This is a genomic window from Haloarcula sp. Atlit-120R (assembly GCF_003665885.1).
In the GTDB taxonomy this organism is placed as follows: Archaea; Halobacteriota; Halobacteria; order Halobacteriales; family Haloarculaceae; genus Haloarcula; species Haloarcula taiwanensis.
This window is the reverse complement of sequence record NZ_QPLN01000001.1, coordinates 519,464-533,149: the sequence shown is the minus strand read 5'-3', so window position 1 is coordinate 533,149 and position 13,686 is coordinate 519,464. Positions and strand designations below refer to the sequence as shown.

Genomic DNA, 13,686 nt, shown 5'->3' with positions numbered 1-13,686 from the left:
TTAAACGCTGTTACACGAGCGACGAGAGCGTGTGAGTCACACGCAACGGGTGGGAAATTACACTGTCCGCTCGTACACGTTCACGGGGTGTTCCTGGCCGCCGAACTCGGCCGTCCGCTCGCCGATCTTCTCGAAGTGGGTCCGGTAGAACCCGTTGCCGACTTCGTTCTCGGCCAGCACCTCGTCGCGTATCTTCCGCACGGAGAGGTCCCGCAAGTGGCCCTCGCCCCGGCGAAGTAGTTCGGTCCCGATACCCTCGCCCCAGTAGTCCGGGTGGACGTACAGGTCGAGGTCGCCGAACCCGGTCGCGTCTGTCATCCCACAGCTCATGTACGCCACTACGTCGTCGTCGGCCGTCGAGACGAACAGTCCGACCTCGTCGAGTTCTATCATCCGTTCTAGTACCGGCGGCGCGTACCCCTCCCTGAGGTGGTCGTTTACCGTCTCCGCCCCGAGGATATCGTCGTACACCGCGTGCCACGCGGCCCGTGCGACCCGACGGATATCTGCGATATCCACCGATTCGGCCGGTCGGATGGCTGTCTGGAACGACATATGTGAACATCTAGCGTGAACCCTCATAGAACTGTGGTCTGTCTGACACCGTACGGTATCCGCCGTGGTCCGCTTCGCCTGAGATAATAGGGCAACTCTTATGTACACTTCTGTACGTTAGTGTTCAGTAATGGACGACAGTGAGGAGATAGACCCAGCGGTTCAGTCGATTCTCGACGCGGCGCGGGAGCGCGGTGGCGGCGGCGACAGGGTGTCGGTGTCGCCCCGGTCGCTGTCGGACGCCTTCGACGCGGTGGCGGCCGACGGACGGACGCCGGTCATCGCCGAAATCAAGCCCACGAGTCCGACCGCGGACGGCGAGCGGACTGACGACCCGGTCGACCTCGCCCGCCAGATGGTTGAGGGCGGCGCGGCGGCGCTCTCGGTGCTGACGGAACCAGACCACTTCGGCGGGTCGGCGGCGGCGCTCGAACGGGTTCGCGATGCCGTCGACGTGCCCGTCCTGCGAAAGGATTTCATTCTCCACGAGGACCAGCTGGACGTCGTCGAGGCGGATGTCGTCCTGCTCATCGTCCGCTTTCTCGAAGCCGACGGGACGGACGACCTCGCGGACCTCCTCACGGCCGCACGCGAGCGGGGCTTCCAGGTCCTCGTGGAGGCCCACACCCCGGCGGAGGTCGAGACGGCGCTGGAAGCGGGCGCGGACATCATCGGCGTCAACAACCGCGACCTCGCCGAACTCGACGTGGACCTCGGAACGTTCGAGTCCGTCGCGCCAGACGTCCCGGAGGGCGTCACACTCATTGCTGAAAGTGGCATACAGACAGCAGACGACGTCACACGGATGTGCGATGCCGGTGCGGACGCCCTGCTAATCGGCTCGGCGATCATGGACCACGACGCGGCGACGGACGTGGAAGCGAACACGCGGCGACTGACACGCGCGGACACTGATGCAGTTGAGACGACACCTACAGACACATGAGCACTGACGACGCATACGACCCCAAGTTCGGTGAGTACGGTGGACAGTACGTGCCCGAGGCACTGATGCCAGCTATCGAAGAGCTGACCGACGCCTACCAGCGGTACGTGCTGGAAAACGAGGACGGCTTCATGGACGAGTTCCGGGAGCGGCTGACCGACTTCGGCGGCCGACCGACGCCGCTCCAGTACGCGGACCAGCTTTCTGCCCGGTACGATACCGACGTGTATCTCAAGCGCGAGGACCTGCTCCACGGCGGCGCACACAAGCTCAACAACGCGCTCGGGCAGGTCCTGCTGGCGAAGTACATGGGCAAGGAGCGCATCATTGCCGAGACCGGCGCGGGCCAGCACGGCACGGCGACGGCGATGGCGGCGGCCCACCTCGACATGCCCTGCGAAATCTACATGGGCGAGACTGACATCGCGCGCCAGCGTCCCAACGTCTTCCGCATGCGCATCAACGGCTCCGAGGTCAACCCTGTCACGGTCGGCCGCGGCACGCTGAAAGAGGCCATCTCCGAGACGATGCGCGACTGGGCGACCACCGTCGAGAACACCCACTACGTCATCGGGAGTATCGTCGGCCCGCACCCGTTCCCGAAGATGGTCCGGGACTTTCAGGCGGTCATCTCTGAGGAGGCCCGCGAGCAGGTTATCGAGAAGACCGGCGGGCTGCCCGATTCGGTCCTCGCCTGCGCTGGCGGCGGCTCGAACACCATGGGCACCTTCGCCCACTTTGTTGATGATACCGACGTCGACCTCTACGCCGTCGAAGCCGGCGGCTCCTCACTGCAGGTCGATGAGGAAGAGGGCGTTGCGCCCAACTCCGCCACTCTCTCGACCGGCGACGAGGGCGTCCTCCACGGCGCGCGCACGAAGCTCCTACAGGACTCTGATGGCCAGATCATGGAGTCTCACTCCGTTTCGTCGGGGCTCGACTACGCCGGTGTCGGCCCGGAACTGGCCCACCTCGTCGACGAAGACCGCGTCACGCCGGTCAACGTCGACGACGACATCGCGCTAGAGGCGTTCCACCGCCTCTCCCAGGACGAGGGTATCATCCCGGCTCTGGAGACGGCCCACGCCTTCGGCTATCTTGAAGAGCACCACGACGAAGTCGGTGACTCTGTCATCATCAACGTCTCCGGCCGTGGCGACAAGGACCTCGAAATAGCCATCGAAGAGACCGCGAAGCGCGACCTCGATATCGCGCCGGACATGTCTATCTTCGAGCGCGTCGGCGGAGGTGGCCTCTGATGGGTCTTGAACGCGCCTTCGCCGACGAGCCCGCCTTCGTTCCCTACCTCGCGGCCGGCGACCCGAGTTACGAGGCGTCGCTAGAGTACGTCGAGGCGCTGGCTCGCGGCGGGGCAGACGTCATCGAACTCGGCCTGCCGTTCTCCGAGCCCATCGCGGAGGGCAAGACCATCCAGAACGCTATCGTCCGCGCGCTGGAAGCCGGGATGACGCCCGACCGCTTCTTCGAGTTCGTCGAAGACCTCGATGTGGACGTACCGCTCGTCTGTATGACCTACTATAACCTCATCTATCAGTATGGCGAGAGCGAGGGGCCGCGCCCCTTCGTCGAGAAGGCCGCCGCGGTGGGCATTGAGGGGCTCGTCGTCCCGGACCTCCCTGGGGAGGAAGCCGGCCCGCTCCGGACGGCCTGCGACGAGTTCGGGCTCGATCTGGTGTTCATCGTCGCGCCGACGACGAGAGGCGACCGGCTCGAACGGATGCTCGAACAGGTGTCGGGCTACGTCTACGTCCAGGCACGTCTGGGCGTCACTGGCGCACGAGAGAACGTGGACGATGCCACCGAGGAGTCGCTGGCTCGCCTCTCAGACTGGAACGTGCCAAAGGCCGTCGGGTTCGGCATCAAGACCGGCGACCACGCCGAGCGAATCGTGTCTGCCGGCGCTGACGGCGTCATCGTCGGCTCCGCGCTGGTGGATATTGTCGCCGAGGGCCACGAAAACGGCGATGCTGTCGGTGCGGTAGCCGACCGGCTCGAGGCGAAGGCTCGCGAACTCAAAGAAGGTGCGCTCCGGGGCGGACCAGAACAACCGCAACCGGAACGCACATAATCGTACTTGCCACACTGTCTCATATCATGACTGCAGGAAAACGCGCACGACTCGAACGCATCGGGACAGACGACACATACGTCATCATCCCGATGGACCACGGCATCACGATGGGGGCGGTAAAGGGCCTCAAAGACATCGAATCGACGATTGACGCGGTTACCAGCGGCGGCGCAGACGCCGTCCTTACCCAGCGTGGCATCGCCGGACGGGTCCACCCCAACAAGAACGACGCGGGCTATATCACCCATCTCAACGGCTCTACTACTATCGGCCCGGACGAGCAGGACAAGCGGACCACGGGAACGGTGGAAGACGCCATCCGCGCCGGGGCCGACGCCGTCTCGTTCCACATCAACGTCGGCAGCCAGTACGAACCCGAACAGATCGAGGAACTCTCCGAACTGACGACCGAAGCCAGCCAGTACGGCCTGCCGGTACTGGCGATGGCCTACGCCCGTGGCCCTGACATCGACGCCGAGAACGAGGACTACAACCAGTCCGTTGGCCACGCCGTCCGACTGGCCGAGGAACTGGGCGCGGACATCGTCAAGACCGGCTACACCGGCTCTGCCGAGACGTTCCAGCACGTCGTCGAGTCCACGTCACTGCCGGTGGTCATCGCCGGCGGCTCGAAGGGCACCGACGAGGAGACCGTCCGGATGGTCCGGGGAACGATGGACGCCGGGGCCGCCGGCGTCTCGATGGGCCGCTCTATTTTCCAGCACGACGAACCGGAGAAAATCGCTCGCGCCGTCTCCGCTGTCGTTCACGACGACGCCACCACCGAAGAGGCGCTCCGCGAGGCCGGACTGGCCGTCGAGGCCTAAAAGCCAAACAGCGACCGCATTCGCGAACCGAGACCGTCTCCGTCGCTGGCATCCGCGTCGCGCTCGCTTGGCGTGTCCGACGGCGAGTCACTGGGTTCTTCTTCCGGTGTGTCGGCACCTCGTGACACACTGCCGTCTCGCTCTACCTCGTCAGCATCCTGTTCTGGCCCGTCCATCGGTGCTGGTTCGCTCTCCACCAGCTCAGTCCCGTCGATTACCGACGGGGTTTCGGCTTCGTTTTCGGTGTCCGTCTCCGAAGCGGCTGGGTTATCGAGGTCGCTCAGCTCGGCCCCGTCGTCTGCCGCTGGCTCGTCCTCTCTGTACTGCTCGGCTGGCGCTGGACCGATCAGACAGCTGTCGTCCCTGATTGCGTCCGATGGGGGGACTGTCTTGCCGCCGTCGGTTGTCCCGAGGCTGTGGCTCTGTGGTGGCTGCTCCGTTGGCCGGGCCTTCGGTTCTAGGTCGTCCGAGTCAGTGGACTCCTTCAGAGCGCCTGCGTTTGTGGTGTCGGTCGACGCCTTCTCGGTGTCGACGAGCTGTTCGGATATCCGCTCGTAGGCAATCGCGGCACCGCTGTTGGGCGCGTTCCTGACGACGGGCGTGCCACTGTCCTGTGAATGTGGGACGGCGTCGTCTTCCGGCACGTGGCCGAGCAGTTCGACGTTGAGAAACGTCGCGATTTCATCGGCACCCGGCGACGCGCCTGTCCCAGACTTCGTGAGGATCAGGCCTCGAACCGGCGCATCGACCCGCTCTGCGAGTTCTTTGGTGTTCGAGACGTTCCGTATTGATGCCACTCGCGGTGTCGACACGAGCAACACGTCGTCGGCGAGTTTGAGCGGCTGAATCGTCTCTTCGCTCAGTCCCGCCGGGGTGTCCAACAGGACGATGTCGTGGTGCCACCTGAGGGTTTCGACGATACCGGGCAGCCGGTCGAGGTCGGTGTCCGCGTACCCTTCAAGTGTGGTCCCGCTCGGCACGATTGACAGGTTCACGTCGGTTTCGTACATCGCGTCCGTGACCGACGCGTCGCCGGCGAGCACGTCGTGAAACGTCGCGTGCTTGTCAGTGTCGATGCCGACATCGAGAAAATCGACGAGGTTCGCCATCGCCAGGTCCATCTCCACGACAACGGTCGAGTAGCCGGCCCTCGCCAGCAGTGTACCGAGGTTGATGCTGGACGTCGTCTTTCCGACCCCCCCTTTCGCCCCGGCAATCGTGTAGACGTGGTTAGTAACCATCTGTAGCTGGACCGTATTTTGTAGTTACTTTATTAGTAAGGCTCATTGATAAGTTTACTGGCTAACAATTAATTACGATAATCGGATGTAGATAAATAACAAGTGTCGTATTTCTTCTGGTTCTAATTCCAGGAACCCACCCGAATCGCCTGTCGTACCCATTTCTCTTCTCTGTTCACCACTCGACAGACCCACCCGGGTTCCGCCACGTTCAAGCCTCGCCGTTGCGGACGTGGGCGTATGACTCGAAGCGTCTGGCTCAAAGCCGACAGCGAGGTCGGCGACTGGGAGACACGGAAACGCCGGATAACCGCTGGTATCGAGGCCGGCGTCGACTGGGTACTGGTCGACGAGGACGATGTCGAACGCGTCTCGGAACTCGGCGAAATAAACATCGCTGCGTTCACCAACGGCGATGTCCACGTAATGGAGGCCGAGGCAGCGGACTCAAAGGCCGACGCCACCATCGTCGGGAAAGACGGAGAGGGCGACGGCACGGTCGACCTCCCGTCCGACTTCTCCGGGTCCGCGGACCTCTCGACGCTCCGGCAGAACGGAGCCGCTCCCGACGGCGGCTACGTCCGCATCTTCGACGAGGACTACGAGGCCTTCGCCGAGGCGGTCGCCGCCGAAGCCGACTTCACCATTGTCATCGGCGAGAACTGGCAGATTATTCCACTCGAAAACCTCATCGCCCGCGTCGGCGAGGAGACAGACCTCATCGCCGGCGTCCGGACCGCCGAAGACGCCCGAACGGCCTACGAGACGCTGGAACTGGGTGCCGACGGCGTCCTGCTAGATACCGACGACGTCGACGAAATCCGCAAGACGGTGGAGGTCCGCGACGAGATGGGACGGGAATCGCTCGACCTAGAGTACGCCGAGGTCACCGCCATCGAGCAGACCGGCTCCGCTGACCGCGTCTGTATCGACACGGGCAGCCTGATGGAACACGACGAGGGGATGCTCGTCGGGTCGATGGCTCGCGGACTCTTCTTCGTTCACGCAGAGACGGCAGAATCACCGTACGTCGCTTCCCGGCCGTTCCGGGTCAACGCCGGCGCGGTCCACGCCTACGTCCGGACGCCTGACGGCGGGACGAAATATCTCTCGGAACTCCAGTCCGGCGATGAGGTCCAGATAGTCGACGCGAACGGTCGGACCCGCGAGGCTATCGTCGGCCGCGCGAAAATCGAGAAGCGCCCGATGTTCCGCGTGCAGGCCGAAACCAAGGACGGTGACCGTATCGAGACGCTGCTCCAGAACGCCGAGACAATAAAGGTCCACACCCAGAACGGCCGAACCGCCGTCACGGACCTCGAACCCGGCGACGAAATTCTCATTCACCACGAGGATACGGCGACGCACTTCGGCGAACGGATCGAAGAGAGCATCATCGAAAAGTAAGCCGACCCCATTCGGGGCTGACCGCAGCCGTCGGGCTACTGCTGGTCCGCCTCGAGCGGGTCCAGTTGCGTCGTACACCAGTGACAGAAGTCGATGTCTTCGTCGAGTTCCTTGCCGCAGTTCGGGCACGTTGTGCCGGCTTCGACTTCCGTGGCCTGATTTTCGTTGACCGCGACCCAGTAGGCGTCGACGACGTTGAGCGTCGTAATCACAACCGAGCCGATTGTCACTTCGGTGGGTCTGGACTGATACGACGACGAGATAGCCTCTACGCTTAGCTGGGTGACAGGGTCGATAGCGCCAGTGACGACGAACACCACCGACAGCATGAACAGTAACCCGAGCCACAGCAGTCCCCGCACCCACTTACGGAGGTAGAAATGTCCCAACCCGGGGAAGATGAACGCAAGCACCACGGCCAGCAACGGCCGCTTGCGTCCTTTGCCAGTCATACTCAGCGAGTCTATCTCGCATACCCCTATATCTTCCGAAGGATCCCTGTCCGGACGAAAGCCCCGTACAGGCGGCTCCCCCATCAGCCGTCGCTCTGTAGCTGTCTGACCAGCGTCCGGAGCGTTGCGAGGTCGTACTGACCCGGCGCGGTCGCGTCAGCGGGATCAACCGGTGCATAGCCGATGCGGGAGCCGTACAGCGGGGCAACGGCCCGGGAGTGGCGACCGGCCGACCCCATGCACATCGTGGCGACCTGTTTGCCCGCGGTGGTCAGCGCTCGGGTCGCCCCGAGCATCGCCAACACGTCGTCGGGCGACTGGGCTGTGCTGGCCATCTTCCCCACGTCGCCCTGAGCGCAGGCCCGTTCGAGCCGACTTACAATCGCCTCACGGGCAGGTGTGGACTCGAAGTTGTGCGTCGAGACGACCACGGACGCATCGCGGTCGCGGGCAGCGTCGGCGACGCGGCCAGCGTTGTGGTCGCCGGCTCCCTCCAGCGCTGCGAGTTCGAGGTCGACGGCCCTCACAGCGTCGTGTTCGAGCGCAGCTTCGAGTGTATCGAGGCGGCCTGCGGTATCAGCGGCCTCGCCACCCTCCCACGTCGGTCGGTTCGTGACGAGTATCGGGAGATCGCCGTCGTAGGCGTCCAACTGTGCCAGCGGCTCGTCGGCGAAATCCATCCGTAACTCCAGCCCGTCGGCGTCGGCGCGAGCGGCCGGCTCCACCCCAAGGTCGTCGGTGGCAGCGAGCAGGGTGAACGACTCGAAGTCCATGGGTCGGCTTGGACGGAGTCACACAAAAAGGCGTGCTTACTCGACCCGCTCGTGGACAGCCCGAAAGCCGTCATCGGTCGCTGTGACTGAGTCAACCGCGTAGAACTGGATCCGTTTTTCCTGTTTCGTGTTGACGACGAAGTCGTACTGCTCGGCCTCGTAGCCCGGTTCCTTGCCGTCGGCGCGCCGTTGCTCTACCCACGAGCGGTGGTCGGCGAGGCGCTCCTGAGCGATGGTTCGGGAGCGCTCCGGAGCGGTGGCAACCCGATCTTCCAGCGTCGACAGCAGGTCCGGGTCGCGGTCCACGCCCACCGAATTGCGGCCGGCGACCATCGCCGCCAGCGTCGTCGTCCCGGTGCCGAGAAACGGGTCGAGCACGGTGTCGCCGTACACCGAGAACATCGAGATGAGCCGATAGGGCACCGTCAGCGGGAAGGCTCCCGAGCGGTCCCGAAGGCCATCCTCAAGGTCCTGCGTCTCGCCGGGCAGTTCCCAGAGGTCGGAGAACCACTCGTTGCGCTCCTCCCAGAAGTAGGCGCTCTCGTAGCGGCGGTCTGCGCCCGGTTCGAGGCGGCGGCGCTCCCCGTTGCGGAACACGAGGATGTGTTCGTGTTCGAGCGTCGGATAGGCGTTGGGCGGCACCATCCCCGAACCCATGAACTTCGCGCCGCTGTTGGTTGGTTTCCGCCACAGAATATCGGGCAGCGCCCGCAGGCCGTGGTCGGTCAGTCGGTCGGTTATCTCCGCGTGGTTGGGATAGGAGCGAAAGCCGTCCGCCATTGATCGCGTCGCGTCCCCGACGTTGATGCAGGCGATGCCGCCGGGGACCAGCACGCGCTCTATCTCAGCCCACACCGCATCGAGCACGTCGTGCATCAGGATAAACGCCCGGTCGCCGTCCCCGCGGTCCAGCGCCGCCCCGATGTCGGGGTCTAACTCTGTGAAGATGTCGTCCCACATCTCTATCATCGGATAGGGCGGGGACGTGACCACCAGTTCGACGCTGTCGTCGGGGCAGTTGAGCGTGCGGGCGTCACCGGTTCGAACCCGGTGTGTCGTCTCCATACCGGTCCCAGCGGGCGGGCCGACTCTAGTCTTGCGGTTATCGGTCGGTGAGTCTGCTCGCTGAGCGGTCGATACTAAAAAACGCTCTCCGACGCTCCCCTGTGACACCTGAACGGGTTACGCGACGGGCAGGTCCTGCTCGGCTTCCAGCAGCTCGTGGTAGCGGTTGCGGATGGTGACCTCGGAGATGTCGGCGACCTCGGAGACGGCGGCTTGCGTCGTCTTCTCGTTGGTCAGCAGTGCGGCGGCGTAGACGGCGGCGGCGGCGAGGCCGACCGGCGACTTCCCGGAGTGGACGCCCTGTTCCTTGGCGTTCTGGAGGAGCTGACGGGCGCGGTGTTCGGCCTCGTCGGACAGTTCCAGCGAGGAGGCAAAGCGCGGGACGTAGCTCTCGGGGTCGGCAGGACGGACTTCGAGCGAGAGTTCGCGGACGACGTAGCGGTAGGTCCGCGCGATTTCGCTTTTCTCGACCCGGGAGACCTCCGTGATCTCGTCGAGCGAGCGCGGGACACCGGCCTGGCGCGCGGCGGCGTAGACGGACGCCGTCGAGACACCTTCGATGGAGCGGCCGGGCAGGAGGTCCTCGTCCAGCGCGCGGCGGTAGATGACGCTGGCCGTCTCGCGGACGTTTTCCGGGAGTCCGAGTGCCGAAGCCATCCGGTCAATCTCACCGAGGGCCTGCTTGAGGTTGCGTTCCTTGGAGTCCCGCGTTCTAAAGCGCTCGTTCCACTTGCGCAGGCGCTGCATCTTCTGGCGCTGTTTACCCGACAGAGAGTTACCGTAAGCGTCCTTGTCGCGCCAGTCGATATTGGTCGAGAGGCCCTTGTCGTGCATCATGTTCGTCGTCGGTGCGCCGACGCGGGACTTCTCGTCTTTCTCGCTGGAGTCGAACGCGCGCCACTCGGGGCCGCGGTCGATCTCGTCAGACTCGACGACAAGGCCACAATCCTCACAGACTGTTTCGCCGTGTTCGTCGTCGATAACGAGCGAGCCACTGCACTCCGGGCACGCCGTGCTCTCTGATTCCGTCGACTCCGTCGTCTGTTCTTCACGTTGCTGTCGTGTCCGTGTGTGTTCACTCATTGGTTGCGAAGGCGGGTGCTCACCGGGTGGGAGACATCACAGAACCCGGAGGCAGTCGGTAACACTGTATTCGAACGAAAGTCATTAAAACATTCCGGTATTGTCATCGAGACCACCGATACACGTCACGAAACCCACGTTTGTGCATCAGTCGCATGACCATTCATATAATAGCTGTCGGGTATTTTCGGGGTCAGTTCCCACAACCCGGTTATAATTGCGTACAATAAGTAGCGCCACCCCTTCGTTGTCACTGCCTACTGAAATGTTTCGACGACAGCGGGCAGACACCCCTCCCCGGGCTCGTAATAGGAATTGTGGTCGGCAACGGCCGCCGTGACATCGTAATCGGTGTAATTCCCGGGAGCGTCTTCGGGACTCTGGACACCCTTTTCACCGACTGCTTCCGTCCACTCCGCAGCACTGAATGCAGTCCCCAGCACCACGTCGTCGTCCTTGTGGAAGTTGTCGAAAGACGCGGTGGCGTACTTGATGGACTCGCCGTATGTCTCATCGACCTCAACGACGGAGTCACCGATAGCGCCCCCCAGTAGAGCTACCGACTCGACTGCATCTTCGCGTTCACGCTCGTGGAGCGACGCCATCGTTTCCACAGCCACTTTCGCACCGAGTGAATGGCCGAGTATCCGGACTGGTAGCCCACCGCTGTCGTTGTGGTCGACAACCCACTGCGCGAGCTTCGGACCGTTCTGTTCGGCGATGGCGACCCCTTCGCTCCAGCCAATGCCGTCGCCCATATCGGCATCCCAGGTGAACCCCACGGTGAACTGGTCGTACTCGTTCGCTTCAAGCCCGATCTGACAGGTGTAGGCGGCGTCTCTGGCATCCGTCTCCCCGAGGCTCCAGCCATGGACGAAGATGACGAGTTCCGTATCGTCGTTAGTCCGGTTAGACTGCCAGTCCCCGACTGTTTCGTACTCTGTCTCTGTATATTTGGCCTTCAGTTTACCGTCGTCAGTGAACTGCTCACGTGTCGAAACGAGCGGGAACTCCGCTGGAGCCGTGTACTCTCCGTCATCACCGCCGAGCTTGCCCCCTCGCACAGAGCCACTCGTACCGAGTGCTGCCATCGATGCCACGGCACCAGTCGAGGCTCTGAGGAAACTGCGTCGCGTTTGCCCGTCCAGTTCGCTCGATCGTATGCTACGTTGAAGCATAGCAAAATCGCGTAGCTTTCCACTTTATATAACATTAACTATTATGATTAACATTGTTAGTAAAGGTTCCCTTATTTGTAATATTAATAAAGAAGGGAACCGCCTGAGGACTGCTAGCTGGACGCGAAGTCTCAGTGGGGCGTTGTTGTATCGGCCCGAGTGTTGCCAGCGCAATCCCAGTCGAGTGGGGTGCTGTTGCAGGACGCGGCGGCACTGCGATCAGTCGTTCGTTTCCGGTTCGATAGCGTCCGTCGACTGGGACTCCTCGACGGCTGTGGTCAACGAGACGTTGAGCCAGGCCATAGACACGACGCCGCCGATGATGGTGACGATGTTCTTGACCGCGTGGTCGACGATAGCGACACCGATGGCCGCGGCGACACCGACCGGTGTTAGCGACGCGACGATGACGGTGAACGCACCCTCGTAAAGACCGACCCCGCCGGGCGTCAGCGGCAGAACCTTGGCCAGGTTCCCAACGCTGACCGCGAAGAAGCCAACGGCAACCAGTGACGGCGTCAGGCTGTAGCCGAAGGCCGCAAAAACGATTAGAGCCGTTATCACGTCGAACGTCCAGATCAGGAGACTTCCGATGCCGACACGAGTGAACGCTGACCCATCAGCGGCCACCGTCTGTACGTCACCGACGAACCCCTCGATAATGCCGGCAACGTAATCAGCATAGGAGTCACCGCTCAGTCGCTCGATGACGGCCCGAACGAGGTTGCGGTCGCTCCGCGCACTGGCGACAATAGCCACCACGGCTCCGATTGCTACAAGGCCAACACCACCAGCTACGGCCACGGCAGTCCGTCCGCTGCTGGCTGCGTCGCCGCCGACTGTATCGCCCGTCAGCGCCGTCAGCAACTGTTCGGCCGACCCCGTTACAGCCAGCCCGATCATGACGACACCAGCAAGTAACGTTATCGTCAGCAGATCAAACACCCGCTCGACGGCCAGCGACGCGAACCCGGACGGGTACGGAATCGAACGACGCGCTTTGATAACATACGCTCGGACCGCGTCACCGGCTCGCGCCGGGAACACAAGGTTCCCGGTCTGGCTGATGAATACCGCCCCCGTCAGGAAGCGCCACCGCTCCCGATACCCCATCGAGACGAGGATGTCCCGGTAGCGGATGCCCCGGAGCGGCCACGAGACGGCGTAGACGACGGCGCTCAGCGCGACGATTTCGGGCGCTGCCCCGGCCATCTCCGCGAGGACGCGGTCGGGGTCGAGGTACTGCGTCATCAACAGGAGGGCGACGACGACGAGCAGCGTCCCCGCGCCCAGCGACACCTCACGGGTAATCCGGGGGCTGACCGACAGCTCCCAGAACGTCCGGAGAATCTGGCTGCCCATGCCGAACACGTCCCGGACGATGTCGACCTTCGAGTCGCCCTTGGGCGTCCAGTCGACGGGGAACTCCTTCACCCGGTAGCCGTTGCGCTGGGCCTTCACGAGCAGTTCCGTGTCCCAGAACCAGTGTTCGTCTTGGACGAGGGGCAACAGCGTCTCCAGCGCCCCCCGGTCGAAGGCCTTGAAGCCACACTGGTGGTCCCTGATGTCCGACCGGAGGAGCGTCCGGACGAGCGTGTTGTAGCCGAAGCTCGGAACCCCCCGCTTGGCAGGTCTGTCGGCGCGGTTCTCGGGCATCCAGCGCGACCCCGTCGCCACGTCGTAGCCGTCGACGCGGACGGCGTCGACGAGTTCTTGGAGGTGCCCCATGTCCGTCGCCAGGTCGGTGTCGAAATACACCAGCGTGTCGCCGTCGGCCCGCTCGAAGGCGTACTCCAACGCGCCCCCGCGGCCGAGCCGCTCGTCGCTGTGGACGTGTCGGACCCGGCTGTCCTCGTCTGCGAGCCGCGCCGCTATCTCCGGCGTGCGGTCCGAGCACCCGTCCTCCGCGACGATGACCTCGAACGCGTCTTCGGGGAGAAACGAGGCGAGCGTCCCGACCGTCGTCGAGACTGTGCTCTCGATGGTGTCTTCCTCGTTGTAGGCGGGGAGAACGACGCTCACCTCGACCGCAGTCATACGCTCTTGGTCATCCCCGGAATGAAAAGT

13 protein-coding genes are annotated in these 13,686 nt (G+C 63.5%); 5 read left to right on the top strand and 8 right to left on the bottom strand.

From position 1 onward, the window contains the following. Positions 1-57: 57 nt before the first annotated feature. Positions 58-555, bottom strand: coding sequence for a GNAT family N-acetyltransferase (locus DVK01_RS02795; protein ID WP_101350791.1), 498 nt, complete (start codon positions 553-555; stop codon positions 58-60). Positions 556-685: 130 nt separating this feature from the next. Between DVK01_RS02795 and trpC the strand changes: the two genes are divergently transcribed. From trpC to DVK01_RS02775, 4 genes are read left to right on the top strand one after another with little or no spacing between them, the layout of a single operon-like run. Further along, positions 686-1,501, top strand: coding sequence for an indole-3-glycerol phosphate synthase (gene trpC / locus DVK01_RS02790; protein WP_101350790.1), 816 nt, complete (start codon positions 686-688; stop codon positions 1,499-1,501). Next, complete coding sequence (gene trpB / locus DVK01_RS02785; protein WP_121535311.1) at positions 1,498-2,760, top strand: tryptophan synthase subunit beta; 1,263 nt, start codon at positions 1,498-1,500, stop codon at positions 2,758-2,760. Before trpC ends, trpB begins: the two co-directional genes overlap by 4 nt. Next, positions 2,760-3,590, top strand: a complete 831-nt coding sequence (trpA, locus tag DVK01_RS02780) for a tryptophan synthase subunit alpha (RefSeq protein ID WP_101350788.1) — start codon at positions 2,760-2,762, stop codon at positions 3,588-3,590. Before trpB ends, trpA begins: the two co-directional genes overlap by 1 nt. 26 nt (positions 3,591-3,616) lie before the next feature. After that, positions 3,617-4,420, top strand: coding sequence for a 2-amino-3,7-dideoxy-D-threo-hept-6-ulosonate synthase (locus DVK01_RS02775; protein WP_101350787.1), 804 nt, complete (start codon positions 3,617-3,619; stop codon positions 4,418-4,420). Here DVK01_RS02775 and DVK01_RS02770 read toward each other — a convergent pair. Next, positions 4,417-5,661, bottom strand: coding sequence for a P-loop NTPase (locus DVK01_RS02770; RefSeq protein WP_121535309.1), 1,245 nt, complete (start codon positions 5,659-5,661; stop codon positions 4,417-4,419). The two genes, DVK01_RS02775 and DVK01_RS02770, sit on opposite strands and share 4 nt — an antisense overlap. A gap of 240 nt (positions 5,662-5,901) precedes the next feature. On the opposite strand from DVK01_RS02770, the gene DVK01_RS02765 reads away from it, so the two are divergent. After that, a complete protein-coding gene (locus tag DVK01_RS02765; protein ID WP_101350785.1) occupies positions 5,902-7,068 on the top strand; it encodes a 3-dehydroquinate synthase II in 1,167 nt (388 codons plus the stop codon). A gap of 35 nt (positions 7,069-7,103) precedes the next feature. On the opposite strand, the gene DVK01_RS02760 is transcribed toward DVK01_RS02765, so the two are convergent. The 6 genes from DVK01_RS02760 to DVK01_RS02735 form a co-directional block, all read right to left on the bottom strand. Further along, positions 7,104-7,520, bottom strand: a complete 417-nt coding sequence (locus DVK01_RS02760) for a DUF6677 family protein (RefSeq protein WP_101350784.1) — start codon at positions 7,518-7,520, stop codon at positions 7,104-7,106. 83 nt (positions 7,521-7,603) lie between these two features. Next, positions 7,604-8,293 carry a type I 3-dehydroquinate dehydratase gene (locus DVK01_RS02755; RefSeq protein ID WP_101350783.1) on the bottom strand — a complete coding sequence of 230 codons (690 nt, stop codon included), beginning with the start codon at positions 8,291-8,293 and terminating at the stop codon, positions 7,604-7,606. A gap of 36 nt (positions 8,294-8,329) precedes the next feature. Next, positions 8,330-9,358 carry a site-specific DNA-methyltransferase gene (locus DVK01_RS02750; protein ID WP_121535307.1) on the bottom strand — a complete coding sequence of 343 codons (1,029 nt, stop codon included), beginning with the start codon at positions 9,356-9,358 and terminating at the stop codon, positions 8,330-8,332. 117 nt (positions 9,359-9,475) lie between these two features. Beyond that, positions 9,476-10,441, bottom strand: a complete 966-nt coding sequence (locus DVK01_RS02745) for a transcription initiation factor IIB family protein (RefSeq protein ID WP_004591241.1) — start codon at positions 10,439-10,441, stop codon at positions 9,476-9,478. A 257-nt stretch (positions 10,442-10,698) separates the two neighbouring features. Then, positions 10,699-11,532 (bottom strand): DUF726 domain-containing protein, encoded by an 834-nt coding sequence (locus tag DVK01_RS02740; RefSeq protein WP_232794477.1) that lies wholly within the window; start codon positions 11,530-11,532, stop codon positions 10,699-10,701. Positions 11,533-11,838: 306 nt separating this feature from the next. After that, complete coding sequence (locus tag DVK01_RS02735) at positions 11,839-13,656, bottom strand: flippase-like domain-containing protein (protein ID WP_121535305.1); 1,818 nt, start codon at positions 13,654-13,656, stop codon at positions 11,839-11,841. Positions 13,657-13,686: the final 30 nt, after the last annotated feature.

What these genes read in the sequence shown, in the direction of transcription:
- DVK01_RS02740 (WP_232794477.1), bottom strand. Translation starts at nt 11,532, where the DNA reads ATGGCAGCACTCGGTACGAGTGGCTCTGTGCGAGGGGGCAAGCTCGGC.
- DVK01_RS02745 (WP_004591241.1), bottom strand. Translation starts at nt 10,441, where the DNA reads ATGAGTGAACACACACGGACACGACAGCAACGTGAAGAACAGACGACG.
- DVK01_RS02795 (WP_101350791.1), bottom strand. Translation starts at nt 555, where the DNA reads ATGTCGTTCCAGACAGCCATCCGACCGGCCGAATCGGTGGATATCGCA.
- DVK01_RS02755 (WP_101350783.1), bottom strand. Translation starts at nt 8,293, where the DNA reads ATGGACTTCGAGTCGTTCACCCTGCTCGCTGCCACCGACGACCTTGGG.
- DVK01_RS02770 (WP_121535309.1), bottom strand. Translation starts at nt 5,661, where the DNA reads ATGGTTACTAACCACGTCTACACGATTGCCGGGGCGAAAGGGGGGGTC.
- DVK01_RS02750 (WP_121535307.1), bottom strand. Translation starts at nt 9,358, where the DNA reads ATGGAGACGACACACCGGGTTCGAACCGGTGACGCCCGCACGCTCAAC.
- trpC (WP_101350790.1), top strand. Translation starts at nt 686, where the DNA reads ATGGACGACAGTGAGGAGATAGACCCAGCGGTTCAGTCGATTCTCGAC.
- DVK01_RS02775 (WP_101350787.1), top strand. Translation starts at nt 3,617, where the DNA reads ATGACTGCAGGAAAACGCGCACGACTCGAACGCATCGGGACAGACGAC.
- trpB (WP_121535311.1), top strand. Translation starts at nt 1,498, where the DNA reads ATGAGCACTGACGACGCATACGACCCCAAGTTCGGTGAGTACGGTGGA.
- trpA (WP_101350788.1), top strand. Translation starts at nt 2,760, where the DNA reads ATGGGTCTTGAACGCGCCTTCGCCGACGAGCCCGCCTTCGTTCCCTAC.
- DVK01_RS02735 (WP_121535305.1), bottom strand. Translation starts at nt 13,656, where the DNA reads ATGACTGCGGTCGAGGTGAGCGTCGTTCTCCCCGCCTACAACGAGGAA.
- DVK01_RS02765 (WP_101350785.1), top strand. Translation starts at nt 5,902, where the DNA reads ATGACTCGAAGCGTCTGGCTCAAAGCCGACAGCGAGGTCGGCGACTGG.
- DVK01_RS02760 (WP_101350784.1), bottom strand. Translation starts at nt 7,520, where the DNA reads ATGACTGGCAAAGGACGCAAGCGGCCGTTGCTGGCCGTGGTGCTTGCG.